This window comes from Candidatus Bathyarchaeota archaeon (genome assembly GCA_026014735.1).
GTDB lineage: Archaea > Thermoproteota > Bathyarchaeia > Bathyarchaeales > Bathycorpusculaceae > Bathycorpusculum.
The window spans coordinates 89,202-114,662 of record JAOZHT010000002.1; the positions used below are offsets into that span (position 1 = coordinate 89,202).

Annotated in this window: 24 protein-coding genes; 12 read left to right on the forward strand and 12 right to left on the reverse strand. The window is 49.1% G+C overall.

What is annotated here, in order from left to right; translation table 11 throughout:
- The first annotated feature begins 52 nt into the window (after positions 1 to 52).
- Positions 53 to 1,066 carry a thiamine-phosphate kinase gene (thiL, locus tag NWE93_06330; protein ID MCW3999837.1) on the forward strand — a complete coding sequence of 338 codons (1,014 nt, stop codon included), beginning with the start codon at positions 53 to 55 and terminating at the stop codon, positions 1,064 to 1,066.
- On the opposite strand, the gene NWE93_06335 is transcribed toward thiL, so the two are convergent.
- The 3 genes from NWE93_06335 to NWE93_06345 form a co-directional block, all read right to left on the reverse strand.
- Positions 1,050 to 1,628 carry a tRNA (pseudouridine(54)-N(1))-methyltransferase TrmY gene (locus NWE93_06335; GenBank protein ID MCW3999838.1) on the reverse strand — a complete coding sequence of 193 codons (579 nt, stop codon included), beginning with the start codon at positions 1,626 to 1,628 and terminating at the stop codon, positions 1,050 to 1,052. The genes thiL and NWE93_06335 overlap by 17 nt on opposite strands.
- A gap of 201 nt (positions 1,629 to 1,829) precedes the next feature.
- Complete coding sequence (infB, locus tag NWE93_06340; protein ID MCW3999839.1) at positions 1,830 to 3,617, reverse strand: translation initiation factor IF-2; 1,788 nt, start codon at positions 3,615 to 3,617, stop codon at positions 1,830 to 1,832.
- A gap of 200 nt (positions 3,618 to 3,817) precedes the next feature.
- The gene (locus NWE93_06345; GenBank protein ID MCW3999840.1) at positions 3,818 to 4,702 is read right to left on the reverse strand and encodes a hypothetical protein; all 885 of its coding nucleotides are present in this window, start codon (positions 4,700 to 4,702) and stop codon (positions 3,818 to 3,820) included.
- A gap of 110 nt (positions 4,703 to 4,812) precedes the next feature.
- On the opposite strand from NWE93_06345, the gene NWE93_06350 reads away from it, so the two are divergent.
- Positions 4,813 to 5,130, forward strand: a complete 318-nt coding sequence (locus NWE93_06350) for a DUF4342 domain-containing protein (protein ID MCW3999841.1) — start codon at positions 4,813 to 4,815, stop codon at positions 5,128 to 5,130.
- Between the two features lie 3 nt (positions 5,131 to 5,133).
- Here the strand turns inward: NWE93_06350 and NWE93_06355 are convergent, their stop codons facing one another.
- Together NWE93_06355 and NWE93_06360 are read right to left on the reverse strand one after the other, a co-directional pair.
- The gene (locus tag NWE93_06355; GenBank protein ID MCW3999842.1) at positions 5,134 to 5,331 is read right to left on the reverse strand and encodes a hypothetical protein; all 198 of its coding nucleotides are present in this window, start codon (positions 5,329 to 5,331) and stop codon (positions 5,134 to 5,136) included.
- A gap of 702 nt (positions 5,332 to 6,033) precedes the next feature.
- Entirely contained in the window at positions 6,034 to 8,940 is a 2,907-nt protein-coding gene (locus tag NWE93_06360) for a hypothetical protein (GenBank protein ID MCW3999843.1), read from the reverse strand.
- Between the two features lie 173 nt (positions 8,941 to 9,113).
- Here NWE93_06360 and NWE93_06365 point away from each other — a divergent pair, with 173 nt between their 5' ends.
- Complete coding sequence (locus NWE93_06365) at positions 9,114 to 9,956, forward strand: hypothetical protein (protein MCW3999844.1); 843 nt, start codon at positions 9,114 to 9,116, stop codon at positions 9,954 to 9,956.
- A 5-nt stretch (positions 9,957 to 9,961) separates the two neighbouring features.
- On the opposite strand, the gene NWE93_06370 is transcribed toward NWE93_06365, so the two are convergent.
- Both NWE93_06370 and NWE93_06375 read right to left on the reverse strand, forming a co-directional pair.
- Positions 9,962 to 10,240, reverse strand: a complete 279-nt coding sequence (locus NWE93_06370; protein MCW3999845.1) for a winged helix-turn-helix domain-containing protein — start codon at positions 10,238 to 10,240, stop codon at positions 9,962 to 9,964.
- Positions 10,227 to 10,907, reverse strand: coding sequence for a hypothetical protein (locus NWE93_06375; protein MCW3999846.1), 681 nt, complete (start codon positions 10,905 to 10,907; stop codon positions 10,227 to 10,229). The genes NWE93_06370 and NWE93_06375 overlap by 14 nt, the downstream gene beginning before the upstream one ends.
- Before the next feature lie 395 nt (positions 10,908 to 11,302).
- On the opposite strand from NWE93_06375, the gene NWE93_06380 reads away from it, so the two are divergent.
- On the forward strand, positions 11,303 to 11,644 hold the full coding sequence (locus NWE93_06380) for a hypothetical protein (protein ID MCW3999847.1): 342 nt from the start codon (positions 11,303 to 11,305) through the stop codon (positions 11,642 to 11,644).
- Here NWE93_06380 and NWE93_06385 read toward each other — a convergent pair.
- Positions 11,608 to 12,819 (reverse strand): cofactor-independent phosphoglycerate mutase, encoded by a 1,212-nt coding sequence (locus tag NWE93_06385; protein MCW3999848.1) that lies wholly within the window; start codon positions 12,817 to 12,819, stop codon positions 11,608 to 11,610. The two genes, NWE93_06380 and NWE93_06385, sit on opposite strands and share 37 nt — an antisense overlap.
- A 251-nt stretch (positions 12,820 to 13,070) precedes the next feature.
- On the opposite strand from NWE93_06385, the gene NWE93_06390 reads away from it, so the two are divergent.
- Entirely contained in the window at positions 13,071 to 14,954 is a 1,884-nt protein-coding gene (locus tag NWE93_06390; GenBank protein MCW3999849.1) for a glycosyltransferase, read from the forward strand.
- A 2-nt stretch (positions 14,955 to 14,956) separates the two neighbouring features.
- On the opposite strand, the gene NWE93_06395 is transcribed toward NWE93_06390, so the two are convergent.
- The 3 genes from NWE93_06395 to NWE93_06405 all read right to left on the reverse strand — a co-directional run bounded on the left by NWE93_06395 (position 14,957) and on the right by NWE93_06405 (position 18,787).
- Complete coding sequence (locus NWE93_06395; GenBank protein MCW3999850.1) at positions 14,957 to 15,637, reverse strand: hypothetical protein; 681 nt, start codon at positions 15,635 to 15,637, stop codon at positions 14,957 to 14,959.
- A gap of 130 nt (positions 15,638 to 15,767) precedes the next feature.
- Positions 15,768 to 16,502 carry a hypothetical protein gene (locus tag NWE93_06400; protein ID MCW3999851.1) on the reverse strand — a complete coding sequence of 245 codons (735 nt, stop codon included), beginning with the start codon at positions 16,500 to 16,502 and terminating at the stop codon, positions 15,768 to 15,770.
- A 362-nt stretch (positions 16,503 to 16,864) separates the two neighbouring features.
- A complete protein-coding gene (locus NWE93_06405) occupies positions 16,865 to 18,787 on the reverse strand; it encodes a PKD domain-containing protein (protein MCW3999852.1) in 1,923 nt (640 codons plus the stop codon).
- A 213-nt stretch (positions 18,788 to 19,000) separates the two neighbouring features.
- Between NWE93_06405 and NWE93_06410 the strand changes: the two genes are divergently transcribed.
- The 5 genes from NWE93_06410 to NWE93_06430 all read left to right on the forward strand — a co-directional run bounded on the left by NWE93_06410 (position 19,001) and on the right by NWE93_06430 (position 22,789).
- Complete coding sequence (locus NWE93_06410) at positions 19,001 to 20,002, forward strand: hypothetical protein (protein ID MCW3999853.1); 1,002 nt, start codon at positions 19,001 to 19,003, stop codon at positions 20,000 to 20,002.
- An 85-nt stretch (positions 20,003 to 20,087) separates the two neighbouring features.
- Positions 20,088 to 20,309: a hypothetical protein gene (locus NWE93_06415; GenBank protein MCW3999854.1), complete on the forward strand. Its 222-nt coding sequence runs from the start codon at positions 20,088 to 20,090 to the stop codon at positions 20,307 to 20,309.
- Positions 20,310 to 20,648: 339 nt separating this feature from the next.
- Positions 20,649 to 21,008 carry an endonuclease domain-containing protein gene (locus NWE93_06420; protein MCW3999855.1) on the forward strand — a complete coding sequence of 120 codons (360 nt, stop codon included), beginning with the start codon at positions 20,649 to 20,651 and terminating at the stop codon, positions 21,006 to 21,008.
- A 62-nt stretch (positions 21,009 to 21,070) separates the two neighbouring features.
- Positions 21,071 to 22,006 (forward strand): FAD-dependent oxidoreductase, encoded by a 936-nt coding sequence (locus NWE93_06425; GenBank protein MCW3999856.1) that lies wholly within the window; start codon positions 21,071 to 21,073, stop codon positions 22,004 to 22,006.
- A 93-nt stretch (positions 22,007 to 22,099) separates the two neighbouring features.
- Positions 22,100 to 22,789, forward strand: a complete 690-nt coding sequence (locus NWE93_06430; protein ID MCW3999857.1) for a hypothetical protein — start codon at positions 22,100 to 22,102, stop codon at positions 22,787 to 22,789.
- Positions 22,790 to 22,957: 168 nt separating this feature from the next.
- Here the strand turns inward: NWE93_06430 and NWE93_06435 are convergent, their stop codons facing one another.
- A complete protein-coding gene (locus tag NWE93_06435) occupies positions 22,958 to 23,791 on the reverse strand; it encodes an HAD family hydrolase (GenBank protein ID MCW3999858.1) in 834 nt (277 codons plus the stop codon).
- Between the two features lie 176 nt (positions 23,792 to 23,967).
- On the opposite strand from NWE93_06435, the gene NWE93_06440 reads away from it, so the two are divergent.
- Together NWE93_06440 and NWE93_06445 are read left to right on the forward strand one after the other, a co-directional pair.
- Positions 23,968 to 24,855, forward strand: a complete 888-nt coding sequence (locus NWE93_06440) for a VOC family protein (GenBank protein MCW3999859.1) — start codon at positions 23,968 to 23,970, stop codon at positions 24,853 to 24,855.
- On the forward strand, positions 24,856 to 25,455 hold the full coding sequence (locus tag NWE93_06445) for a dihydrofolate reductase family protein (protein ID MCW3999860.1): 600 nt from the start codon (positions 24,856 to 24,858) through the stop codon (positions 25,453 to 25,455).
- The last annotated feature ends 6 nt before the right edge of the window (positions 25,456 to 25,461 follow it).

Genomic DNA, 25,461 nt, shown 5'->3' on the forward strand with positions numbered 1-25,461 from the left:
CACCAATTCTTAAATCTTCCATACTCCTAGGATTAAAACGGAGCGGGTTAACATGGATAAGCGTGAATCCAACGAATCGGTTTCTGAGTTAGGTGAGCATCGAATCATCGAAATTATGGAGAAGCGCCTTGTCGCCATGCCCGACATCGCGGTGCCGTTTGGCGACGATGTTTCAGCGGTGGATATCGGCGGTGGACGCGTGGCTGTTTTGAAAACCGATATGTTGGTGGCTAAAACCGATGTGCCCAAAGACATGAGTCTCTATCAAGCTGCACGTAAAGCCATCGTTATGAATGTAAGCGACTTCGCGTCCAAGGGGGTAGTGCCCACCATGGCTCTTGTGGCTTTGGGGTTGCCGGAGCACTTCACTGAGGCGCAGGTTGAATCAATCGCCGATGGACTTAACGATGGCGCAAGAGAATATGGCGCCTACATAGTGGGCGGCGACACCAACGAAACCCAGGATCTAATCATCTCTATTTCGCTTTTTGGAACTGCAGAAAAAAACCATCTGATGCTACGCAGCGGAGCCAAACCAGGAGACCTTTTGGCGGTCACGGGTTTGTTCGGCAAAACCTCGGCTGGGCTGCGGCTTCTGCTGGCAGGCGGTGTTACTTCGCAGGATTTGGATCGCCGCTTAAGCGAGGCGGTTTTTGTTCCTAAGGCGCGGTTAGCTGAGGGACTGGCGCTTGCGGGTTCTGGGGCTGCTTCGGCATCGATGGATTCCAGCGATGGACTCGCATGGAGTCTGCATGAGCTTGCGCATCAGAGCAACGTTGGGTTTGTGGTGGATAGGGTGCCGCTTGCGGGGGAAGCAGCGGAGTTTGCGATGTATAATGATTTGGAAGCTGCGGATTTGGCGCTTTACGGCGGCGAAGAATACGAGTTAGTGGTTACCTTGAAGCCGGACATGTGGGCTGCGGCGGAGGCTGCGGTGAAGGCGGCTGGGGGAAATCTTGAGCGGATTGGATACGTAACCGCAGAGAAGCATGTGCTGCTAAAAGTGGGCGGCGACACACAGATAATTGAGCCACGAGGCTGGGAGCACTTCAAGAGCGGAGAGTAAATTGCTGATCCAGCGTATAGTTAATGATAGTTATGCATGAAGCTGCCAAATACGGCGTTTTTCCAAGACTGATTTTTTCGCCGAACCGCAACGCAAAATCCTCTGCCTTCTTAGGCAACCCAACATGGTCGCCCAGCACAAAGAGGCAGTTCGGGGGGAAAGCAACTTCGGCGACGTTTTTGCCGTCTTCTTCAAGCACGTAGATTTGATGGGTCTGCGCTTTGGCTTTAAGCAGTGCCTCGAAGGGGGTTTTGTCTTTGCTGATGCCGGGGTGGGGTTTGCCAGCGAGGGTTTTTTTGAGGATTTGCTGCCAGGTTTCCATGTCGGTGCGTACGTCGTAGAGGGTTGAGCCGTCGATTTGGATGTGCTGGGGCGGGTTGGGTGAGCCGTTGAGGACTGCGTGGAAGGTGACGTCTCTGCGTAGGCCATGGCTGAGGAAGAGGCTGGCGACGATGCATTCGTGGGCTATGTCGAGTCTGCCTGCATCGTGGAGGCAGCCAAAGTTGGGGTCGGTTTTTCCCATGCGGGAGAAGAGCACGAATTCGCGGCTCAAAGTATTCATGCTTAACGGTATGGCGGGCTGCTTAAAGTGCTTTCTCAGAACCCGTCGCCGGCATCTGCACAGATGAACAAACCAAAACTCAGCAGGCGCCTAACTATCAGGCGCACCAGTCAACGGATGCCCAGGGACTCTGGGATTCACGCTGCATTTGCCTTAGTATAAATAGAGGGGGGGATAGCGTGGCAGAGCAACAGACCCCTACTACATGACGCCGCCCCAGAAGGGGACTTTCTTGCGCATCAGGTTCACGTATTCCTTAAGCACATCCACCTCTTCCGAGGTCAAGTCATCCACATGTGCCGACAGCAGCGCTTTGGCATCGTTTTCGGGGACCTTCACGAAGAGCACGTCGCGTTCGAATATGTGTCTGCCCGCGATGGGTTTATCCATAGAAATCGCAACCTGCGAGCCCACCTTTGCTTCGCCGATGGCTTTTCCTTTGTCCTGAATCTGCTCGACTTCGCCCAAGTCAGCGCTGTCCTCGGCGCGGATAAGCGACACCTTAGGCTTGATTCTGCCGCCCACAACCTCCACGCCCGCCACCAAGGGTTTAGCTCGGCGGAAGATGCAGTTTGGCAGCACCATGACTTTGCCGGGTTTAATCAGCGCCTCGAATTCTGCTTCGCTCTTAGCTGCCTTCTTGGTTCTGACCCATTCTAGGTAGTTGTCGATGAGGTTATAGACGATGGGTTCCTTGAAGATGGGGATGCCGTTTGCTGCAGCTTCGACCTCCGCGTCGGGGAGGGTTTTGACGCCGAACGCCAAAATCGCGCCGACCAGCGGCTCACGGGTTTTAACAACCGACGCCTCGATTACGTCGCGTTTGCTGATGTCGCCTACATCGGCCATGCGGACCAGCACGTTGTTGGCTTTGAGGATTTCAGCCATTGCCTCCAGCGAACCCAGCGTGTCGGCTTTAACGATGACGCCGTCGGTTTCGGTTGCTATGCGGATTCTGCCGATTTCCTCAGTGATAAGTTTACAGTACTTTGATGCTTCTTCTCCGGGGGGAACAGCAAGCAGCGGCGCCCCCGCCAACGCAGACTCCAAGCCAGGCGCAACCACCTTGATGCCCGCGGAGGCGTAGACGGCTTCGACGCTTGTGAATTTGTCCCGTGGATCCCGCATCTCATCTAGGGGCTTTGGCACAAGGATGGTGCGTACCCGCGCGGAGATGGGGCCATCTTTGCCGCCGACCACCACCAAATCATCCCTATGCAAAGTGCCATCGTAGACAATCGTGTTAAGCGTCATGCCCAAACCCGGTTCCTCCTTGACTTCGAGCACCGAGCCCTTGGCGGGTCCATCGGTGGTCTGCAGCCGCTTCTTGAGGAACTGCTGAGTCAACCCAACAAGCACCATAACGAGTTCTGCTAGGCCCTCGCCGGTTTTGGCGCTGGTAGGCACCAACGCGATGTTCTGGGTGAAGTCGCGGATGTGGTCGAAGCGGTCGGTTTTGAAGCCCAACCGAGAGAACTCGCCCATAACCTGATAGAGGCGATTGTTAAAGTCCTCCTGCACAAAGCTGCCCTGCAAAGCGTAGGATTTAAGGAAGGGCGTGGACTGCTGGGCTTTCCATCCGGGGATGCGGTCGATTTTGTTGACGGCGACGATGAATGGGGTTTTGCGGGCCTTTAGAATCTCGATGCATTCAAGGGTCTGCGCCTCAAAGCCCTTAAGGATATCCACCACCAAAATCGCGATGTCCGCGACGCTTCCGCCCCGCCGCCGAAGGTTAGTGAAGGCTTCATGCCCAGGCGTATCCACGATGAGTAAACCGGGGATTTCAATGCCTGTTTTAAAGGTGCCCATGTAGGGTCCGATGAGTTGCTTGAGGGTTTCCACGGGGAAGAAGCTGGCGCCGATATGCTGGGTCATGCCTCCTGCTTCGCGGGCTTGCACGCTGGTTTTTCGCAGCTCGTCTAGCAGCGAGGTTTTGCCTGTGTCCACATGGCCTAGAACACATACGATGGGTTGGCGCGTCGGCATTTTGGGGTCTCCTAAATTTGTTGGGTGGAAATGTATTGGATGTTGCTTAATAAATCCGCTGATTTTATTTGTGTTGCGGCGCTCTTTTGTAGTTTTGCTTGGTCGGCAAAGATACTATGCCCTAACAAGCCCCCTGTGATTGCGTCCGTGAAATATGTCGCCTTCACAAGGTAGCTTAAGTTAAAAATAGGAAGGCGATTTTAACGGGAACTACTAATTGGTATCATAATAGTTTCTTGGTCTAGGATTGTGTCATAATTGGATTTTAAGGTGGCTGTAAGCCAAAACGGCTCAACATAATTGTATGCCCCGACCATAAAATACGTCTTCTCGACAGTGCGTTCTTCCCCTGCCTTTAGCTTTTCTAATTGATAGATTTTTCCATTAAGATATTCATCAAGGGAAACATCGGGATTATAACTGGATTTTCGAGTGGGGTCTGTTTCTATTTCATTGGTTTTACTGGTGTTTAGTGTAACAATCAAGTACTCAACGTCGGTATTTCCAAGGTTAGCATAGCTTAGAGAGAACACATCAAATGCGCCGCCAAGTCTAGTGCCATGCCATGTGCCTAAGCAGATAAAGTTGGTTATCTTAACGTTGGGGGTGGGGTGTATGGGCGGAATCGATAATGTCGCTTGGTCCAAGGTTACGCCGTTGGATTTTATGCTAGCAGTTAAAAGAGATGCATCAGAATCAACGCTAACAACCCAGTAGAACATGAAGTCCTTTGTTTCCCCTACCGTAAGGTCGCCTAGTAGGCACGGTTCACCTATCTTAAATTCAGCAAAGTGATCGTATGGCGGTGTAGAGTTAGCGTATATGAGCCGTTGGCTGTTTTCTGCGGTGGAATTGGCGCTAAAAGTGACGGCCAGGTCCTTGGCTTCACCTGCTCCGGTATTATTTAGGTTTAGCGTAAACCATACATTTACAAAGCCATCACTGGAACCAGCTAAGGATCCCGTTGAGGAGAAATTGGTTATCTCAACGCTGGGTTGAAAATTAAGGGTGCAAGTTACCGATAACAACACTCCAGCAATCAAAATCGCAACAATAGCAATCGTGGCTACAACCTTTATTTTCATAAATTCAGCTCTAAATTTCAGCATATAAGAGCTTTTTCGTCAAAGTTTCTTGACTAAACCCTCTGCGAAAGCTTTTATTGCATAGCATGCTTTGGAGAAATGGTGACTGTATGCCTTTCTGCGTGAAATGTGGTGCCCCAACAAAACCAGATGACAAATTCTGCGCGGCCTGCGGAGCCGCCGTCCCCAAGTATAGCCGTGAAGAATACAGGGTTGCAGGCAAAGACCTCATTGACCGCGTCGGAGAGCTGCTGCATGAAGGCAACGTGACGCGCCTGATTGTGAAGGATGAAGCCGGCAAAACGTTGCTGGAGATTCCTGCCACCATCGGGGTGCTGGGTGTGGTGTTGGCGCCGTGGCTTGCGGCGTTGGGTGTGATTGCCGCGTTGGTGGCTAACTGTACGTTGGTGGTTGAAAGAAGAGAATAGGGCCTACTCGGGCGGTTTAACTATGAGTAGGAAGATGCCTAAAATCAAGAGGAACACGCTTAGGACGCCGAAGAAGGCGCCGAATCCGCCTAGGGCAGATGTGAAGGTGAAGTAAATCATTACTGCACCGATTATGATTAGTGCTAACCCGAAGACTCTTTCAAGTAACGAAACCCAGAATGTATCGCCTTCATGACTCATGCTGTTTTCTTCCCTTGCCTGATTTCTTTGTGTTTCTTTGATATAAACAAGAGGGGTTATTTTAAATTATTCCATAATCCAGCGCCCAGCCCCACGGCAAAGCAAGGAGATAATGCAGCACTGAGGCGCCCTCGCACCCAAAAAACTTGTGGCGGAAGCTGAGGCGGGTGCCGGTTGCTGCTCTGAGCGTCTATCCCCCCTCTATTTATAGCCACATAGTGCAGGACGCTGCTGCCACCGCGCCCTCCCCTCCGTGTTTTCAGACAGATCAAAGTTCTGAGTCAACTGCTTTTCTTTAGTTGTTGTGGGTGACCCCTCTTTACACAACAACCCAAGGTTTGCCTAAAACAACCCGATTTGGCTTCAGGCGCGGGGGCGCATTGAGGGCTGGTTGTGGAGTATGCCACAAGCAGAACAAAGGAAAACTATATTTCTAAATGTAGAACTCAGCCGACTCAGGTTTTGCAGGGGGTTTGCGCTAAAAATCCCGCTGCATTCAAGGGTCTGCGCCTCAAAGGCCGGGGCGGGGTAAGAGGGAAGGTTTGCTGAGGCCGGGCACTATAGGAGAAAAGAAAATGCAAAACTATTGCTTCAACTTAATCAATATTACCCAGCCTATTCAGCCCATATCCGCTCTTATCTCGATTTTCCGTTTTTCCTGTTAAACAAAAAAGGGGGGAAGGATAGTTTTATGGCATATTTTTATGGACGTCTTTTGAGCATCAGCAATGTCATTACTGCGCCGACAGCGATGATTGCGACGAATAGACCTGCAATTGCCGGAATGAAGTACTGGTCAGCAATAGATTCAACTGGAGCGGCGGTTGGCTGTGGAGTAGCTGCTGCGGGGTCAACTGCGAAGGCGGTTACCGCGTGTGATGGCCAATACGATTCAGAGCCGCCGAAAGATGCGTAGACTGTGAATTTGCCTTCAATGTCAGGCATCCAGTTATAGCTAAAGAAGCCGTCTGCATCGCTGATTGCTGTGCCGATTGGGCGGTAGTTGCCGTTGCCGTCAACCACGGACAAATCGATTGAAACGCCAGTTGCGTTGGTTGGGCGTGGCTTTTGCATGTAGACGTATGCCATCCAGTCGCTTTGGCTCGCGTCAGAGACCGCTGGGACTCCATTGGGGAATCTTGCCGCTTGCTCTTTTTGCTTTGTGCCTGCAGAAATGTCGACGATGTTGCCTTTGATCATGACGCTGCTTCCAAATGGAACTACGTCGTTTGATATGTATGCGTTCATTGCGCTTGGTCCTTTGCCGACTGCGTAGACTTGTCCATCGTAGTTGTTCCAGTAGGTTAAGACGCCGTCTGCAACCTGAGTCGTGTAGGGGTTAGCCCAGCCCGCCATCTCCCAGATTGGTTCGCCAGTGGTAACGTTTAGACAGCGTGTTTTAGCGCCCTTGAATAAGGGTGTGTCTGCTGAGTGCTCGTGTGTGCCGATGTAGATTTTGCCGTCGCAGATAGCATTGATCATCAAAGTGTAATACTCGAATTTCTCCATGCCGGTTGGAGCTTCATAGCCCCACATTAAGTCACCGTTTGTGGTGTTGTATGCGAATACCATGCCGAGGTAACCAGTTGAGAAGAGTGTGCCGTAAGCAACTGAGCGGCCTTCAGGATTGTAGCCTGTGCTGCTGATGTAGTAAGCATATGGGTTGTAGTCGCCTTCAGAGATGGATGTCCAAGCTTTCTGTCCATTAGTCATGCTGTAAGCAACCCAGGACATATCGGGGGATTGCGAGAACATGAACACTTTCGAGACAGGATCATGAATTTCATATTGCAGCTGTTGACCGGTTGTTTTGTCTACTAGCGGAACGTCAATGGGTCCCCACAGAAGTGTTCCTAAGGACTCTGGTTTGAGGCTAATAGCCCAGAATGTGGCTGAGTCGGCGATAGTGTAGGTCGGTGCTGATGGAATAGTACCGTTGCTGACAAGCATCATGTCGTCAGCGATAACTGCACGGATAGTTGGGGAAGTCGAGAATTTCGGTGCTATGGTTACGTTCCAGTCGTAGCATGGAGCAGTGTTAGTTCCTAAGCCTGCTGCAGTCATTGATGCTGATTGAGTGTAGATCCAGCCACTAGGGGTGCCGCTGGGTTTAAAGTACCAGCCACGTCCCGAAGAGGAGGTGGTGTTGCTGGAAGTCCACTGTCCAGAGGTTGAATTGTATGTCCAGGTGGTTAATGGGCTAGTTGCGCTTGCAGAGGTTGTTGGTCTTTCGGGGGTTATCGGTACGTTTGCAGTCAAGATTCCTGAGACCTGAGATATGAAGACGCGTGATGAGTTCCATTGGTTGATGTAGTAGCCACTGGATGCGCTTCCGCCGATGCTGTATCTTAAGTCCTCGCCTTTGGGACCGTAGAGTTGACTGTGTGAGTGTTCAGCTGTATCTGAGGGAACGTTAACTAAACTCAAGCCGTCACCGTTAGTTATGCCTGTTCGTGGATGGATGCCTAAGCCATAGTCATCTGAGAATAGCCAGCTTGGTTCAACGACGCCGTGTTGGTTCATGTCATCCCAGTCGTAATAGTAACCGAATGTGGGAAAAGCAGCCATTGTTGCGTTTCGCCAGATTTCTTCGCCCGTTTGCAAGTCAACACAGACATAGTCACCTGGAGTAGCAGAGTACCAGTTCGATTCGCGATAGTAGAGGCGCCCGTGCATTATGATTTGGTTTTGTGGAAGTCTTGTTTGATATTGGTGTCCTGCATTGAAAACTTCGCCTTCAACGGAAAAGCTTGTGCCGCCTACGACACCGCCGTCCTCAGTGGGTTTTGTCCAAAGGATGTGGCCACTGCCTGGTGCAATGCCGTCAGGTTGGTATTTATTGTTGTAGCCGCCGTTGCTTTTATCATGTGCATTGTTGAGCCAGTTGGAGGAAATTTGGAACCAGCCAGTGTTTTGTCCTTCGATTGGGCGTGACCAATACTCAGTTGGCAATGGAACGTCAGTCCAGCCTGTTGGATACTGAGGCTCTTCTAGGACTTCAAAAGTTGTGGTGTATGTGCTTTCCTTTAGCGTAACACCATACCAGTCTCTGTCGCCACTAGAACTGTAGCCGGTGTGCGGTACAGCAGTGCCCCAGAATTTCACAGTTGCTGAGTAGTTGCCGGTTGCGGCAGGGGTCCATGTTGCCCAGGCAGCGCCTGTTGAGTCAGAGACGTATTTGCCGTCTTGTATGGGTTGGTTGTAGATTCCTTGTGCACCAGCGGGTGGTAGTGTCTCGTTGGTTCCGTCGGGCTTTGTGATAGTTATGGTGAAGAGGTAGCGGTCAGTGGATGGTGTTGGAACTTGTGGGTTGAAGAAGATGAAAGTCATTGTTTGACCAACGCCAACAGGTTTAGGTGTTACTGAGATGAACACGTATGTTGGCACTTCATCTTCCCAGCGGGTCCACATAAGTAACCTAGTGGAAGATGCACTTACATCTTCGGCACCGGGGAAGTCCCATTTCATGCCCTCACTGACTGCGGTAGCAGTTGCTTGGTTGTAGGTTGCTGCGTTTGCGGTCGGTATTGAAACGAAGGTTAGAAATGTTGATGCTGTTAGAACGACAACGATTAAAATAGCCATTGTCTTGTTTTTTATAGTTTTCATTCGTTTTTTCTCCGATTTTTTGGGTAGGCCGTTTGCCAGCCATACCCTCGACCGAATGAATCCCCTTCAGAATTTTATAAAGCAATGTTGGTGGACGATACAACAAATCAAATAGATGAACCTGATGTTCGTTTAATTTATATTAAAACTAAAAAAGATAATACCGAAGTCGAATGCGAGATATAGAAAAAAACATAAAAACACTCGCCGGTTTAGGCGTTAGTACTACGCAATCAAAAGTATATCTCTCATTAGTTGAAAGGGGAACCTCGACAATAAGGGTTATTTCTAATTGCTCAGGAGTAGGTCGCCCAGACACTTACCGTGCGATGCTTGAGCTCAAACAGATGGGCCTCATAGAAACTGTCTTAGCTACACCAACCATGTACAAACCAGTCCCCTTAACCGAAGCAGTGTCAATCCTACTAGAGAATAAACAAAAAGAAATCAAGCACATAAGGGAAAACGCCCAAAAGATGCTGGATGCTTATAAAAAAAATCCCAGAAACATGGAAAATATATGCGACAGCGAATTCATCCTGACCCCTAAAGGTGCAACTGCAGCCAGAAACAGACAAAAAGCCATTGCTGAATCACAGCAAAGTATAGATTGCATCATGTCCTTCAAAAAATTTAATCAAATGCTCCTACGCATAGGCGGAGAAATAGCTAAAGCGGCAAACAGGGGAGTTAAGGTTAGGTTAATTTTAGAAAAAACCCATGAAGCATATATTTCAAAGAACTTCTTAGAATTCTCCAAAAAAGCAGTTTGCCAGATTCGGTTCACCCAGCGGGAGCCGCCCTGCTTTATCATAATTTTCGACGCAAAAGAAATTCAGATAATGACTTCGCCAGGCGACGATTTAATTCAATCATCGATATTGCGGTCGAATAATATGGCGCTTGTCGGAACACTCCAAGATCACTTTGAAAACCTCTGGTCCAGATACTCCGAACCGTGGGCTATAGTTGAGCAACAAACCAAAGAAAGCCCCAGAACCGTTGACATTGGATAGCCTAGTTATGGATAAAGCCCCATGCGCCGTAAAAAATCGTTTGCTTTTCGAATTTCATTGAGACAATTAATCCCTTTTTCTGTTACCGAGAGGCCATCGTCTGTCCGATTAACCATACCTGCCTTAATTAATTTCTCCAATTGCTTTTGAAATCTATTGTATGGAAGATTTGCGAGGTGGGCAATACGGGTCGGTGAGGCTTTTCCTGTTTTGCATTGTTCAAGCAGTAAGGAATCAAGAATAGCGGAGTAAATGTCGACTTTACTACGCTTATTCGCCGTCACCAATCGCTGGCTCCTTGCTTTTCATAAAGTAGAGTTGGAAAAACAACAGTAAACCGATGATTTTGGCAACATAAGAGGTTACCAGCGCCATGTCCCCCCTATCGAGATTCCAAATTAGAAAAGAAAATTGCCCTAACCAGAGTAAAGCAAAGGCTATGGGAGCTCGTATCAGTTCGGAAATATTGTTTTTTGCCATTTTTAATCGGTTAATTTGGAACGAGATGACACAAGTTAACAAAATCAGATTAACGACGGTGAAGTAATCGTTGGCGGAGTAAACGGACGATAAGCTAACAGGGTAGACAACGGCTAGAAGCCCCAAGACACATAGCGATAAGACAAGTGACCAAGAAAAAACTGAGAGAATATAGTATATAGCTGTTTTATGGGGCCTATTTGATAAAAAGAAAGATAATGTGATTAAAGCAAACCCCCAAGTTTGGAAAATTACTCTAAGCCACATATAATCTGAAAAAGCAGCCTGGTCTGGAGCGTAGAATGCCACTAAAAACAGAAAATATGAGACAGCCAAAAGTATGAACCCGAGGGGGAGACCCAGCAATGAATGCATTCGTTTTAGCCAGTAAATTTTTAAGAAAAGGTAAACAAGAGCTAACGCTAGAACCGCAGAAACAACTTCAGCTATCATTAGCGCTTGTGTAAGCACCAGATTCCCACTTCCACATGATTCCGTGTTAAGTAATAAAAAAACTTTATTCCACTAAAAAAGGCGCAACGTAGGTAATTTGATAATGAAGCACCATCTACACCATTGCAGGTTAGCCTTACCCCTTTTTTGGAACTGCAGATAACAGAATCACCACAAACAGCCAACAATCAACCAACCTCGATAGAGAGCAGACCGGCAGAGCCGGTTCTCAGGCGAGCTTCGGTGGTGCTTAGGTTAGCCTGTATTTAGCGGTTGTTTCTGCCCTGAATCTGTCGGGGATTTTTTGGGTTTGGTAAAATTTTGGGAAAAGACTAATATCGCCCTGAGTCAGGATGATATAATATACGGTTTAACCTACAGTTAGTTAGTAATGTTAGAGGGAGTTGGGGATAATGAACCTGAAATTATATGCCGTTAAAAACGGCGGTCAATACACCGAAAGCGTCCAATTAGTAGTCGTGGACCTTGACAAAAGCAAACGTTACCCCTTAAACTTTGTCTGCATCCTACCACGGTACTTCCGCATCCTAGAAAAACGCAGCAGCAAATTCGCCAAGCTCTTCGGAGAAAAAAGCCTCTGCACCGCAAAAAAACTCTTAGTGGACGCATCAAGCCAAGAGGAAGACCCGGAAATCAAAAAAGTAATAAACAAACGCATAAAAGACATCGACGCCAAACATGACTGCGACTGCTCAACTCAGGCTCCGGAGCTAAGCAGCAGCGAAATCAAATAGTCATTCTCCACCAAGCCATATCCGCCTTGCTTTGCGGATTCCTCATCGAATTTTCTGACGGCATCAGGATTTACCTTTGGCGATGCGATGGCGAATGGCACGGGGTCGCGGCTATGCGTTCTGGTTTTTATGGGTGTGGGGTGGTCAGGCAAAACCGCGATTGCACAGGGTTCTTTGAGGCCCGCCATGATTCTGCCGATGCAGCGCTTATCTAAATCCTCGATGGTTTTCACTTTCAGCTTATAATCGCCCACGTGCCCGGCTTCATCGGGAGCCTCCACATGGACAAAAACCAAGTCGTTGGTCTCAAGAGCCTTCAGCGCCGCGTCAGCTTTACCCTCATAATTGGTATCATACAGCCCCGTTGCGCCCTCCACAGAGATGATTTCCATGCCAGCATAGGCGCCGATGCCCTTGACGAGGTCCACGGCGGAAATCACCGCGGATTTTATGCCGTATTTTGCTTTTAGTGTGGGCATGGAGGGTTTTTTGCCTCCGCCCCAAAACCAAATCATGTTCCCCCTGCGCTTCCCCGCAGCTGCACGTGCGGCGTTGACGGGGTGATTTTGCAGAAAATCTTTGGAATTTAGAATCATGTTGCGGAGCATCTGCGCGTCGGGCTCTGCCTCTGCCAAGCTGGCTTTAGGCAGCACCTCCGAGACCGCAACGCCCATGACGTCGTGGGGTGGAGTGCAGAGGATTTGTTCGGGGTGGGGGAAGCTGCGAAGGATCAGAAAATGCCTGTAGTCTAGGCCAGAGTAGAACTCGATTTTGCCGGGCAGGTCATATTTGGCTTTGACGGCACCGATTAGCTGCTGCGCCTCGGGGGTGGTTATGTGCCCCGCGGAGTAGTCGGCGATGGCGCCGTCTGCTTCGGTGATGAGGTTGCATCTGAAAGCCGCGTCGTTTGGACCCAGCTTTATGCCCCGTGAGGGCGCTTCAAGGGGGCCGCGTCCCGTATCGTATATTCGGGGGTCGTAGCCTAGAAGCGAGCAGATGGCGGTGTCGGAGCCCGGAGTGCATTGGTCGGGGACAGTTTTAAGTAAACCGCTTCTGCCTTTGGCGGCGATGCTGTCCATGTTGGGTTTAACTGCGGCTTGAAGCGGCGTTTTATTACCCAATTCGGCAAGGGGATAATCGGCCATGCCGTCTCCGACGATGAGTATGTACTTCACTGGTTTCACCGTTATGTTGAGAAGGACTTATGCGAACGCGTATTTATCTGCTTACTGGGCTGGAAGTGGGTGCTTAATCAGCATTCACTGTTCATATCGTTTATTAGGTCGCCGAAATAACGGTATGTTGCATATTAATATACGCTATAATCTTAGCGTGAGGGAAAAAACTGAGCCAACACCAAGAATACTACAACGACGCCATCCTAATAGACACCTCCACAGAGGAGCCACTCGACAAAAAAGCCCTCATGCAACTACTCAAAACCCACAAAGTAAACACGGCCCCCATCGAAAAAAACACCAACATAGAAGACATCATACCCTCCCTGCAGAAAGCCAAAATCCAGCTACCCGAAGCCTTCTACGAGGAGCTAGCATCAAAACTCAACATGCCCTACATCAGCTACGCCGAAGTTAAAGAAATCTACCTACAAGAACAAAAAAGCAAGCTAGTAGCCATCTTACCCTACCCAGTCATAAGCAAATACAAGATTATCCCCATAGAAATCAAGGGGTCAACGGTGGATTTGGCAGTTGATAACCCCCTCGACGAACGCGTGCTCGTTACAATCCAGTACCTTTTTTCCGCCTGGAAAATTAACCTCCGGGTAGTCTCGTCTGAATCGATAGATTGGGCAATTAACAGCATCTACAAAGAAATCCACAGAGATAACGCGATGCTTGACCTCTACAACCGTACCCCCGACCAATCCGCGCACCGCGTGCTCTACCCAAACCAGAAAGTCTTCATAATTGGCACAGTTGTCGCCGTTGCAGTTGCAGCTATCCTGAACTCTGTAGTCACCTTTATGGCGTTATTTGCCTTAATCAGCATCGGCTACTTCATCGTAAACCCCATTAAAATCTATGTTTCGCTGCGTGGATTTAAGGGAGGCCGAGCCCCCACCCGTATCACTCAGGGCGAAATGCTCTGGACACATGACGAAGACTTTCCAGTTTACACGGTGTTGATTCCAGTGTTTCGGGAAGCGGGAGTGCTTGAGCAGAACATGCGCAACATGTATCACCTCAATTACCCTAAAGAAAAATTAGACATCAAAATCCTAATGGAGGAACGCGACGAAGAAACCATCAACGAAGCCAAAGCGCTGGGGCTCTTCGGGTCACCTACAAGGATGGCGGAAGGCATCCCACCCGATGAATACTACGAGTTCCTCAAACTCTTCGACCCCGTGGTGGTTCCCTCAGCAAAAGTCACAACTAAACCCCGCGCCTGCAACTATGGCCTCCTGCGGGCAAAAGGCGAATTATGCGTCATCTACGATGCAGAGGACAATCCCGACCCTGACCAGCTTCGCAAAGCCGCCATCGTATTCATGCGGCTCCCCGAAGACGTGGTTTGTCTGCAGTCAAAGCTTAATTTCTACAATGCAGACGAGAACACCCTCACCAAATGGTTCAGCATAGAATACGCTAACTGGTACGAGTTTTACCTGCAGGGGCTTGACTGGATTGACGCGCCGATTCCTCTGGGCGGCACAAGCAACCACTTCCGCAAGAATGGACTTGACGAGTTGGGCCGCTGGGACCCCTACAACGTCACCGAAGACGCGGACTTAGGCATAAGGCTGGCGCGGCAGAAGCTTAGGACCGAGATGATAGATACCTACACCTATGAAGAAGCCACCTTAACCGCTAAATCATGGATAGTGCAGCGGTCCCGCTGGTACAAAGGACACCTACAGACGTACCTAGTGCATATGCGTAGCCCACGCAAACTCTTCAAGGATTTGGGAGCAGCCAAATTCATGAAGTTCCAGCTTACCTTCGGAACAGGCGTGTTTATACCACTGATTAACCCGGTGCTCTGGGTTATCCTTGGCCTCTCTTTAGTGATGCCATCTGCATTGGGCTGGTTAATTCCAAGCTATCTGCAACCGATTTGCCTCTTCAACCTGGCAGTAGGCAATCTTTCCTACCTGTCAATCTACGTGGCTTCCTGTGTGAAACTCAAAAAACGCCGCTACATTCCCTATGCATTGGCGATGCCGCTGTACTGGGCGCTTTTGAGTTTTGCAAGCTGGCGAGGCTTTTTCCAATTGATCAGAAATCCCTATCATTGGGACAAAACCAGCCACGGCGTCTCCAAAGTCGCAAAGCAGGCAGCGTAAACTTAGCATTCCGCTGCTGCTTTATGCCACACTTTTTGTTTAACAAAGATAAAAGAGGTTATACCCGTCACGAAGACAGTGCCGATTAAGAGGCAATTAGCCACCGTGAACTCCGCTGGAAACGCGATCCCCGCTAAAAGAACGGCGACGCACAGGTAAAGTGAAACCGCGCCGGATATGAGTTGAGCGGCAACTATGGTTTTTTCTGCCCGCAGCACTTTAGCTTTAAGCCAATTTAGCCCCGCTTCCAAACGCTTGTTGGCATCTGGCAAATCGTCAAGCAGCAGGGCAAGGCCTGCCAGCAGAAAGAAACGACCAACATTCACCGCTACATCTGTGCTGTTCACCAAGAAAATGGTCAACAGAGACTCCGATGTGAAGAAAACCACAAAGGCAACCGCGCAGGCCATCACGAGGATACCGTAGAAGTAGTGGTGGAAGAGGAACCTGCCCGTATGCAGCTTTCGCCCAACCAGCGCACTGGGAAAAACGTTTATGGCGGCAGCAATTATGGCGACCCAAATTAGGTTACCGTTTGCCAGGAAGGGCGCGTAGGGTTGCCAGCCGCGGTAGAAATAGTAGTAGCCTGCCAAGACGCCGATGCAGCAGGCGATGGTGACTAACGCGTTGAAGACTAGCGTTATACTGAAGAGTTTTTTGCAGAGAATCCAAGCGCGTCCCATAGGCGTCCTCTTTTAAGCATGAAAAATAGGAAAACACACTGAGCAAATAAGAATGTTTTGCAACTACCTCCCAGTTACTAAACAAGAAAATAAAAAAGGGGTTACTTAGGCTATACAAGCCCATTGTATTCTAGCTGGCTGGCGGAGTATAGGTTGTTGTGCCGTCGGTGATTATGGTTCCAACCGTCTCAACTGGAGCGGTTCCAAGCCACATGGGTATCTGCACGCGGACCCAGGCTGGAACATCGGTATGCGTCATGTTTATCGTCCATCCTGAATAGGTTGGCTTTGCAAGCGTCAAAGACTCGTTATGCGCAAATCCTGTAGCTATCGGCCGCAACATCATGGTCATCGGGGGAATTGTAAAGTTGCCTCCTAAAGCACTTGGAAGAGTCACATTAACAGATGTAGTTAAGTTAACCATCAATACGCCGTCGTCATCCATCCAGACCTGAAGTTGGCTGGCGTTGGGAGTAAAGTAGTTAGGCATGGTGGGCGGTGTCCAGATGGGAGTGCCGTTTACCACCTGCTTTATCCAATCGATAGCTGAAGCATTAGTGTTTGTTGAAAGAATCGCCACCGGAACATAAGAGTTCATATTGGGCACCCAGACATAAATCTCCATCACGTCGGGTCCGCCGTAATCAGATTCATTGCTTACGTCAACAACAGAAATCCTCAAGTTAACGGGATGACTGCTACTGGGCGGCAGCGCAAGAGTGACTATTCCACCATTTCCGTGGGTGACAACTGCACCAGTTGAGGCTGCAGGCGTAGGATTCGCCGAAGCCAAAATGACAGCGGCAGTAAGCATCGCTGCCACCAACACGGCCAAAGTAGATGAAACCGCAAAACGTCTTCTCACTATCTATCACCTCCAAATATGTATGAACTATTATCTTGAAAAGAAACTCTGGAAAAGTCGGATTTGCAAACGCAAATTCCACCTTAGCCTACGAAGCGGCACTATTAAAAATTATTTTCAACCGTTAAAGCTGCAACGGGCACCCCCAACAGCCATAAACTGCCCTTTGGAGGGGCAAATCATAAATGCAGACGCGTTTCTTTGTTGGTTGGACAATGAGGATATCGAGGTACGATGAGGCCAAAGGCGGGGAAAAATATGCTGGAGGCTTGTGAAGTCTTTTTCCGCTACCGAGTCCAACAATAGGATTTTTTTATGATGCCGAGTAACCGAGGTTTTTAGCCCAGCCTAAGATCAGGCAATTATTCGGTCCATTCAAGCACACCCTTAACGCGGTGATGAGAAAGCTTAATTTTGCCTTTAACAGGTTTCATTTTTATTTCTTCAGCATTAAACATAATTCTCATGTGTGCACTGAATTTCTGTGGAAAAACGAATTGCTCTTGATCGTTGTTATTAAGTTGCGTTGCCTGCTGAAGCTTCTTTAAAGCCGCTTGCTCTTTTAACGCAGTGAACTGTTGTCGCGTCAGTTTATAGTTGATTGCTTTAGTTTTTGTTGCGTCTCTAATAACAAAGTATCTGTCCTCAGGTCTAAACTCGAAGTTTGGACTATCCAGCCATTTACTTAACAGGGGATCAAGGTCCGCATCGTAGGTTGCTTCTCCAATAGGCTCCTTCATTTCAAAAGTCACTTGTTGAAAGCTACTTGATTTCTGGTTGATACTAACAGTCTCCAAGCCATTAAAACGGAGAAGGATACCCATGGTTGCTTTTCGAGTGTACTTTGCAGCGCTCTCATCACAAGGATGAATCTGTACATCAAGCTGTTTCACCCAGAACTTCTTCTTATCCGACGTAATTCGGAAAATGGTCCCGGGTGGTTCGCCTGTCGTTGGTTTCGTGTAAAACTGCCACCCGAGCGGTAAAACTCCGGATAAGGGGTTTTGTTTCTTTTTACGTTTCCACCAAATCACTGCACCTACCGGCGTTATAATGATGATTGCTGAGGGAACTGCAACCTCAATCAAGAGCCAAGGGATTACAAAAAAATCTATTTCTACGGACTGAAAAAATAAATTGGAAGACAGGTAGTTGCTGTCTTTGACTGTAAGTGTAACATTAAAGCTGCCTCCCTTCTGGAAAGTGTGTTCAATAGTTGCTTCGGTAGTTTCAATTCGTTGTCCATCTCCAAAATCCCATTCATATTTTATGATACTCCCATCAAAACATTGACTGGCTTGAGCGTTAAAAGTTACTTTTCCATCTTCTACCTGTGCTACCATAAAATGTGCGGTAGGTGCATTTACATGCCAATGCCATAATTCTCCCGCAGCGCCCCCAATCCAGAAGTCACTGGTGCTTAACATAAACAAAGCATCAAGATACTGCCCCGTTGGGCTTTGAGTAATACTCCAGCTTTGCCCCATCCAGTGCATCAAAATACCAGAGGCTCCCACTATCCACCCGTCTTTATTATTCACCATGTGTACTTCATTTAAATCATATTCAGTTCCGCTAGTTTTGTTCACCCAATTTAATCCATCAAAAAAAATTATGGTACCATGTTCTCCAACAGCCCACACTTGCGTGGGGCTACCCTTAGATACCGACTGAAGAGTGCAGGTAGTGGGGCTAGAAAATTTAAGCCAGCTTTGACCGTTATAGCGTAAAATATTTCCGTATTTTCCTACAGCCCACCCTTCAGACGGGGAAATCATGCAAACAGAAGTCAACCCATAGAAGCTTTCGCCTTGATCCTCAACCCATTGGTGTTGAGACCACTTCAGTATTCTGCCGTTGTTTCCCGTAGCCCATCCATTGTTGCCATCAACCATTGAGATGGAAGTCAAGCCATTGGTATTTGGAACCGAGCTATCTTCTGTCCATTTTTCACCATCGAAGTACATAATAACAGAAGAGGTTTGGTTTAACACTGTTCTGCTTCCCACTGCCCAACCCACTTGGGAGTTGAGCATAAAAATGTCTAAGAGATAACAATCTGTTTGCTTGTTAAGGGTCCATTGGCTTCCATCCCAATGAAGAATAATTGTTGGATTGCCAGCTAAAGCCCACCCATTATTACCATCAATCATAAAAATCGACAGAATTCCATTTGCCGTTGGCCCACCGCTTTGAACCCACGTGGCTTCTGCTTTGCCAACTGAACCAACAAAAAGCAATGCTACAATTATTACTAAGAATATTTTACCCTGAGGAGAGGGCATTATTATTCTTGCTCCACAATCAACTACTTAGTATTCTGTTTCGATTTGCTTATATGATTTTCCAAGCAACCCTTTCTCAAATACATATTCAGACAAGCTAAACGTATTCACCGAATAAGGTCACCAATCGACTGGAGTGTTCCAGCTTTGGAACAGCTTGTTCCCCGAGTAGAACTAAATAGCCAAATGGGAATAAGCAAATCGTGAACTCACATGGCAAAAAACCTCGATAAATCCGCGGCGCTGCGCCTCACCATTTTCGCTGCCACCTGCGTCTACCTTGCCTACGGCGTCTACTTTATGGTTTATGGCTTAAACTTTAGCCTGGACTTAATCACTAACAACTACGTCTACAACCTGGTAACCAAGGATCCATGGTGGTGGATTGCGCTCTATTATGGAAGCGAAGGCGTCGCGGGTTCGGTAGCGATTGTGCTGCGGGCCGCCGCGGGGGTTTTTGGGGTTTATGCGGCCTATCGATTCTGGAGAAGCGGCTCCGCCACGCCAGCGGTGCAGAAAAACGTCAGCCGCGCCTTGCTGTTTGAGGCAGGCTTCTTTTTGGCGCTCATCCCCTCCATCATCGCCGCCTTCGCCTACAACCTCACCGACAAATACCTATTCTATTTTGACCACACCCCCGAACTCATACTGCTCTACGGCACCGCCATACCCTGCCTCGCCATCGTCCTCACCGCGCCGCCGCTGCTACTTAAGCTCCGAGCCAAAATCAACGCCCACGCAGCAAAAGAGGAGATTCTGCGGTGGAGCAGCCTTGCGGGCTTGGGTTATCTGTTTGTGGTTTTCTGGTTTAACTACACGATGCTTTGGGCAGCATGCATGGTGCCGTATCCCAGGGCGTTCCAGGTCTACGGTTTAGAGTTCCTGCTGCAGCCAACCAACCTGGCAAGCTTCGCCGTCACGGTTTTCGGTTTACTCGCAGTGGCCCTTGCGGCGCTGTTTACGCTGCGCCCAGCCCTAAAACTTATGCCCCAAAAAGTCAACCTTACCGCGTTGGGTGCAGTGATGGTTGGCTTCAGCGGCTACTTCATTTTCACCACACTCTACTATTACCTAACCGGCGGCTACGCGGCTCATCCGAGCGTGTGGTACGAAGTGATTGGTCCGCTGCATAACCCTAACCTGTGGGCTTTGGCCTTGGTCTTGGTGGGGGCGGCGCTGATGGTTTATAGCAGAGCGCAGAGGCGGCAAATTTGACGTTGCATGGGAATATGGATTTGGGCTCTGTATTGAAACTAGTAAAAGCTTATCTTTAAAGCCGACAACCTATACCTGAGCAACCTTGGTAACAAAAAAAAGCAAATACCTCAAAGTCCTAAGAATCCTGCTGTTGCCCGTGGTGCTGGTCGCAGGTTTAATCGGCTGGTGCCTAATCGTTATAGGAGACAGATGGGAGAACCGCAGCAGCAAGAAAGCTAAAGCCGAAGAGACCGAGGTGAAAGACGACGGCGTAACCTTTATGGTTGCTCCCCCTGAGGAAGAGGAATTAGAAACCAGAGGCTAAACCGAAAAAACCCGGTTTCACCAGCCGATTCGCCCCCGTGTTGTCAATCACATACAGTCACAACGCCATTTATACCGCGAAGATAGTTGTTAATTCGCGAGAAATAGCCATCCAAGAGGTACACCCATGCTTGGCGGGTCGGCAGTTTAACTGGACGCGGGTTGCAAGGCCCTAAAGGAAGGATTAGGGAACACATTTTTGATTCGCGCCTATGTTAACAGGAGCGATCCGCTAAGCCTACTTTTATTTACTTTCAGTCACCCCTCCCCTGCCTGTTAATGTCGGTTGAATGCAGCACTTATATGCGTTTAGAACCCATGCTAAACTCCGTGAAACCCATTGAGCTACAAGCAGCACATGCACCCAACAGTCAGCCGAGCAGAACTCCAACTCTTCCAAGCCCTATCCAACACTGGATTAACAGGCGGAATGGTCACCCAGAAACCCATCATCCTGCGATCCACCATCCCCGACTTCTGCTGGGTCGAAAAACGCAAAGTCGTCTACCTCGACGGCATCCCCGTCCACAGAAAAGACAGACAAATAGAAAACGACAAAGAAATCACCGAGTTACTGGAGCTTCAGGGCTGGGAGGTACTACGCGTCCCATATGACCCCCCGCTTACCAACAAGGCGCTCGCTGAAATCATGCAGACCATAAAACGATTCCTCGGCGTCGACGAAGAAGACACCCTCTAAGCCTCCCCAAAACGTTTTATTGCCCCCCAACCTTAATTTTTATGGTTTCCGAGGCGACTTTTATGAGCGGCAACACCGAAAAATACGATGTTATTATCATAGGCGCTGGTCCCGCTGGGTTAACCGCAGCCATCTACTCGGCTTGGCTGGGGCTTAAAACGGTTGTTTTAGAATCAGCTGCATCCGGCGGCAGAGCCTTTTTGGCTCCTAAAATCGAGAATTTCCCAGGGTTTCCCGAGGGCATCACGGGCAGCGAACTTGTGGATAAAATGACCCAGCAGGCCCAGCGGTTTAAAGCTGAAATCCGCCTAAACGAGGAAGTCGTGGCGTTGGAGGCGGAGGGCAAGGTTAAATCGGTGATTTCCAGAAACGGCACCTATCAGGCGCCAGCCGTAATAATAACCACGGGTACCCAGAGGCGCAAGCTGCGGGTGCCGGGGGAAAACGACTTTTTAGGGCGGGGCGTCAGCTACTGCGCGGTCTGTGATGGACCTCTTTTCCGAGGCCGATCCGTTGCGGTGGTGGGAAACAGCGTCGAAGCAGCCGTGGATGCTGAAGCGTTAGCTAATCTTGCAGCTAAAGTTTTCGTTGTAAGTCAAGAGCCGCAGCTGGAGATAAATGGAGAACAGCTAAACAGGCTAAAAATCAACCCGAACGTCCAAATTTTGATGGGGAAACTTACCCAAATCAGTGGGGAACACTCGGTTTCGGCAGTAACACTTCTGCAGTACCCAAACATGCAGGAAGCCCAGTTGACTGTACAGGGCGTATTCATAGCGTTAGGCAGCGTACCCCTAACCGCCATCGTGGCGAAAGCAGGCATAACCACCGACCGCAACGGCTGCTTAATGGTGGATCGCACTCAGCAAACCAACGTGGAAGGCGTCTTTGCTGCGGGGGACTGCACATGCGGCGGCATGCAGGTGGTTACGGCGGCGGGGGAGGGCGCGATGGCGGCTATGAAGACGGCAGGGTACATCAGACGGAAAGCGGAGTAGCGATTCCGCCGCAACCTCGGGGTTAACCAGCCAAAAATGATGCCGGTATAGGGAAAAACCTTTAGATGTAATGACCCTAAATAGGTAGGCAAGGTGTTGATTGCAATAGAGGATTATCCGCCTGTAGCCTTCAAGCTTGGAACCAGCCAAACCAAAACTGACCGTGAATGGCTAAAAAAGAAGAAAGAGTACTATGAGAAGGTCTGGAGCAAAAGCGGCCAGAGGATTCTGGGAAAAATCGAAGATGCCTGCGGCGAAGCCTTCACATCCACCGCTAAGCAAAGCGGCATCACCGTGCTTCTTAGCAAAAAAACCCAGAAAAGCCGCAGCGGACTCCTCAAGCAGGAAAACCCATTAGAAATCAGTCTTTTCTTAACAAAAAACGACACCTCCAACACACTCAAGGAGTTGCTTGTGCGTATGCTGGTGCACTCGTTTATTTGGCAGCAGTACGAGTTCCACTTCCGGGTTAGAGAGCAAACCCTCTTTGAGGACATCCTCGCCGACGAATTCTCCACCGCCATGATTAGCCTAGTGGTGCTGGGCAGAAAACCCACCAAAGCCAACTGCGCCGAGGCCCTCGACCGCGCCGTAGAGGAAACCGTGGATCGGCTCTCGCAGAAGACGCCGCGCAGCAGACTGGTTGATGCACTCTTCAAGTCCTTTCAGGATTACCCCGATAAAATCAGGAAAGGCAACGCAGATATTTTGGTGTGCCGCGAGGAACTCATAGAGGAACTGCTGCAGTTTCTGCCCAAAACCGAAGAAGCCGCCGGAACCTAAGGACAACGGACTAACGTACCTGTAGATTATGTTTTTCAAGGTTTTCTGTGGGGATTACTCTACAACAACCCAAGGTTTGCAGAAACAACACATTTCGGCGGCACACGTTACGGAGCATTGCAGACTGGATGTGGAGTAAACCACAAGCAGAACAGACAAAATTTTGATTTACTGATATAGGGGGCAGACAACGCCGGTTTGACCCGTTACAGCAGCTAATTGTGCAGGGTCAATATCTAAAAGAGGCAGGAGTTGGCTAAGCTGATTTATCGCTAGATGCGGTCGGATAGCTGAGGCGGTTTGGTTTCTGCGTTTAATATGAACCGAGGTCAGACCTGCTCTCTTTGAACCCAGCACGTCGGTTTCCAAGTTGTCACCCACAAAAACCGCATCTGAAGCCTCAACGCCCAGATACCGCAGGGCCATATTGAAGATATGCGGGTGAGGTTTACGCAGGTTTATGTCGCCGCTCACCACGGTCAGGTCCAGAAACTCTATGAGGTGATGCTCTTCGAGGAGTTCCCATGCGCACTCCGAGAATGAGAGATTAGATATGACGCCTACTTTGTGGCTTCGGTGGATAAGCGAAAGAACCTCTAGGGCTTGAGGGTCCACTGTTATGTGTTTCTTGAATTCTTTGGAGAACTCGTTAGCTGCGTCTATGGCGAGGAAAGTTTGGTCTTTAAGTTTTCTGCCCAGTTCAGCGATTGTTCTCTCGATATAGCTGCTGAAATGGGGTTCCTCCAGCGAAACAGCGGTTTCATGCTCGATTCGGTCGGCTACTTTTAGGCAGGTTTGTTTGAAGGCGCTGAAGGTGCAGTTTAATCCGTTCGCAGAGAGGTACTGGTGGGCTTTGCGTAGGCTCTGCATGTATGCGTCATGTTCGTTGTTTATCAAAACCAAGGTGTCAAATAGGTCAAAGAGGACTGCGTCGAAAGGTGCTTTCTGGCGAAGGGGGATGTTGAAGGGGACGCCGGTGGGAAGGTGTTTTAGTTGCAGCATAAGGGTGTATGGCTCGGCACTGGATATAGAGGTTTATTGCATAATATATAGAGAAGAGAGGTAACAATATAGAAGAAACAGGAGCGATACCGTGGCAGCCAATCCGCTCTGTAGCTATGTGCTGCAGCTACAACTCCTTAAATACCCAGAAACGCTAAGCCTCCTAGATGATTTTTATGCAGCAAAAAATTACGCCTCACCTATGGTACGATAGGGAAGCAAAAGAAGCAGCCCAATTCTACATATCAACCTTCAAAAACGGCAAAATCAAGAACACAACCATGCTTCGGGGAACCCCCTCAGGCGACACAGAAATTGTAACCATAGAATTGTATGGACAAGAATTCACCCTCATCAGCGCGGGACCATTCTTCAAGTTTAATCCCTCAGCCTCGTTTTTAGTCGCTTGCTCCACAAAAGAAGAAACAGATGCATTATACAATGCACTGTCACCTGGCGGCGGCGTTCTTATGCCGCTTGATAAATACCCATTCAGCGAGAGATACACCTGGATCACTGACAAATACGGCCTTTCTTGGCAGCTGATGTCTTTTGGTAACCGACCGATTAACCAAAGAATCATACCCACCGTAATGTTTGTAGGTAAAATGGCGGGTAAAGCAGAGCAAGCCGTAAACTTTTACGTTTCCGTATTCCGCGACGCAGCAGTTTTAGACATCATGCGTTACGGCGAAAACGAAGAACCTGATGTAGCAGGCACCGCCAAGCATATTTCCTACAGGCTCGAGGGGGTAGAATTCGCAGCGATAGACAGCGCACAAAAGCACAATTTTGCCTTCAACGAAGCCACCTCATTTATGGTGCACTGCGAAACCCAAGAGGAAATCGATTACTACTGGAGCAGGCTCTCCGCAGACCCTAAAGCTGAGATATGCGGTTGGCTAAAAGACAAGTACGGCTTCTCCTGGCAGATAGTGCCAAACGCAATGGATAAGATGATGCAGAGCGGAGACGAGGAGGCTATTGCGCGGGTAACGGAGGCCTTTCTGAAGATGAAGAAACTGGACATAGCCGTATTGGAGCGGGCCTACAGGGGGATTTAAGTGAGGAAGCTATCGGTCTTAACGTTTGTTACTCTTGACGGCGTCATGCAGGCACCTGGAGGTCCACAGGAGGATACCAGCGGCGGCTTCAAATTCGGCGGCTGGACCGTTCCTCTCTGGGATGATTTTCTGGATAAAGTCATGGCTGTCCAGATGTCGCCACCGTTTGATCTGCTTCTCGGACGAAAAACCTACGAGATATTCACCTCTTACTGGCCTAACTCCAAAGACCCCCTGGGAGAAATACTCAACAGCGCCAAAAAATACGTTGTCTCCACCACACTCAGCAGCGTGGATTGGCAGAACTCTGTCTTGGTCAGAGGCTACGTCGCCGGGGAAATTCGAAAACTAAAACAGCAAGATGGCCCCGAACTGCAGGTGCATGGCAGCTCCAAACTGATCCAGACGCTGCTGAAAAACGACCTCGTCGACGAGCTTTGTCTGAAGATATTCCCAATCACCCTGGGAGCCGGCAAACGCCTCTTCGCAGAAGGCACCATACCTGCAGCTTTCAAGCCGTTAGAATGCAAGGTATCCCCTAAAGGAGTAGTTGTGGTTACGTATGTTAGGGGCGGAGAAATCAAGACAGGATCGTTTTAGCCCCGA

Excerpts from the sequence above, each read along its gene's own strand:
- thiL (MCW3999837.1), top strand. The coding sequence starts at position 53 with ATGGATAAGCGTGAATCCAACGAATCGGTTTCTGAGTTAGGTGAGCAT.
- NWE93_06335 (MCW3999838.1), bottom strand. The coding sequence starts at position 1,628 with ATGAATACTTTGAGCCGCGAATTCGTGCTCTTCTCCCGCATGGGAAAA.
- infB (MCW3999839.1), bottom strand. The coding sequence starts at position 3,617 with ATGCCGACGCGCCAACCCATCGTATGTGTTCTAGGCCATGTGGACACA.
- NWE93_06345 (MCW3999840.1), bottom strand. The coding sequence starts at position 4,702 with ATGAAAATAAAGGTTGTAGCCACGATTGCTATTGTTGCGATTTTGATT.
- NWE93_06350 (MCW3999841.1), top strand. The coding sequence starts at position 4,813 with ATGCCTTTCTGCGTGAAATGTGGTGCCCCAACAAAACCAGATGACAAA.
- NWE93_06355 (MCW3999842.1), bottom strand. The coding sequence starts at position 5,331 with ATGAGTCATGAAGGCGATACATTCTGGGTTTCGTTACTTGAAAGAGTC.
- NWE93_06360 (MCW3999843.1), bottom strand. The coding sequence starts at position 8,940 with ATGAAAACTATAAAAAACAAGACAATGGCTATTTTAATCGTTGTCGTT.
- NWE93_06365 (MCW3999844.1), top strand. The coding sequence starts at position 9,114 with ATGCGAGATATAGAAAAAAACATAAAAACACTCGCCGGTTTAGGCGTT.
- NWE93_06380 (MCW3999847.1), top strand. The coding sequence starts at position 11,303 with ATGAACCTGAAATTATATGCCGTTAAAAACGGCGGTCAATACACCGAA.
- NWE93_06390 (MCW3999849.1), top strand. The coding sequence starts at position 13,071 with ATGCAACTACTCAAAACCCACAAAGTAAACACGGCCCCCATCGAAAAA.
- NWE93_06395 (MCW3999850.1), bottom strand. The coding sequence starts at position 15,637 with ATGGGACGCGCTTGGATTCTCTGCAAAAAACTCTTCAGTATAACGCTA.
- NWE93_06405 (MCW3999852.1), bottom strand. The coding sequence starts at position 18,787 with ATGCCCTCTCCTCAGGGTAAAATATTCTTAGTAATAATTGTAGCATTG.
- NWE93_06410 (MCW3999853.1), top strand. The coding sequence starts at position 19,001 with ATGGCAAAAAACCTCGATAAATCCGCGGCGCTGCGCCTCACCATTTTC.
- NWE93_06425 (MCW3999856.1), top strand. The coding sequence starts at position 21,071 with ATGAGCGGCAACACCGAAAAATACGATGTTATTATCATAGGCGCTGGT.
- NWE93_06435 (MCW3999858.1), bottom strand. The coding sequence starts at position 23,791 with ATGCTGCAACTAAAACACCTTCCCACCGGCGTCCCCTTCAACATCCCC.
- NWE93_06440 (MCW3999859.1), top strand. The coding sequence starts at position 23,968 with ATGCAGCAAAAAATTACGCCTCACCTATGGTACGATAGGGAAGCAAAA.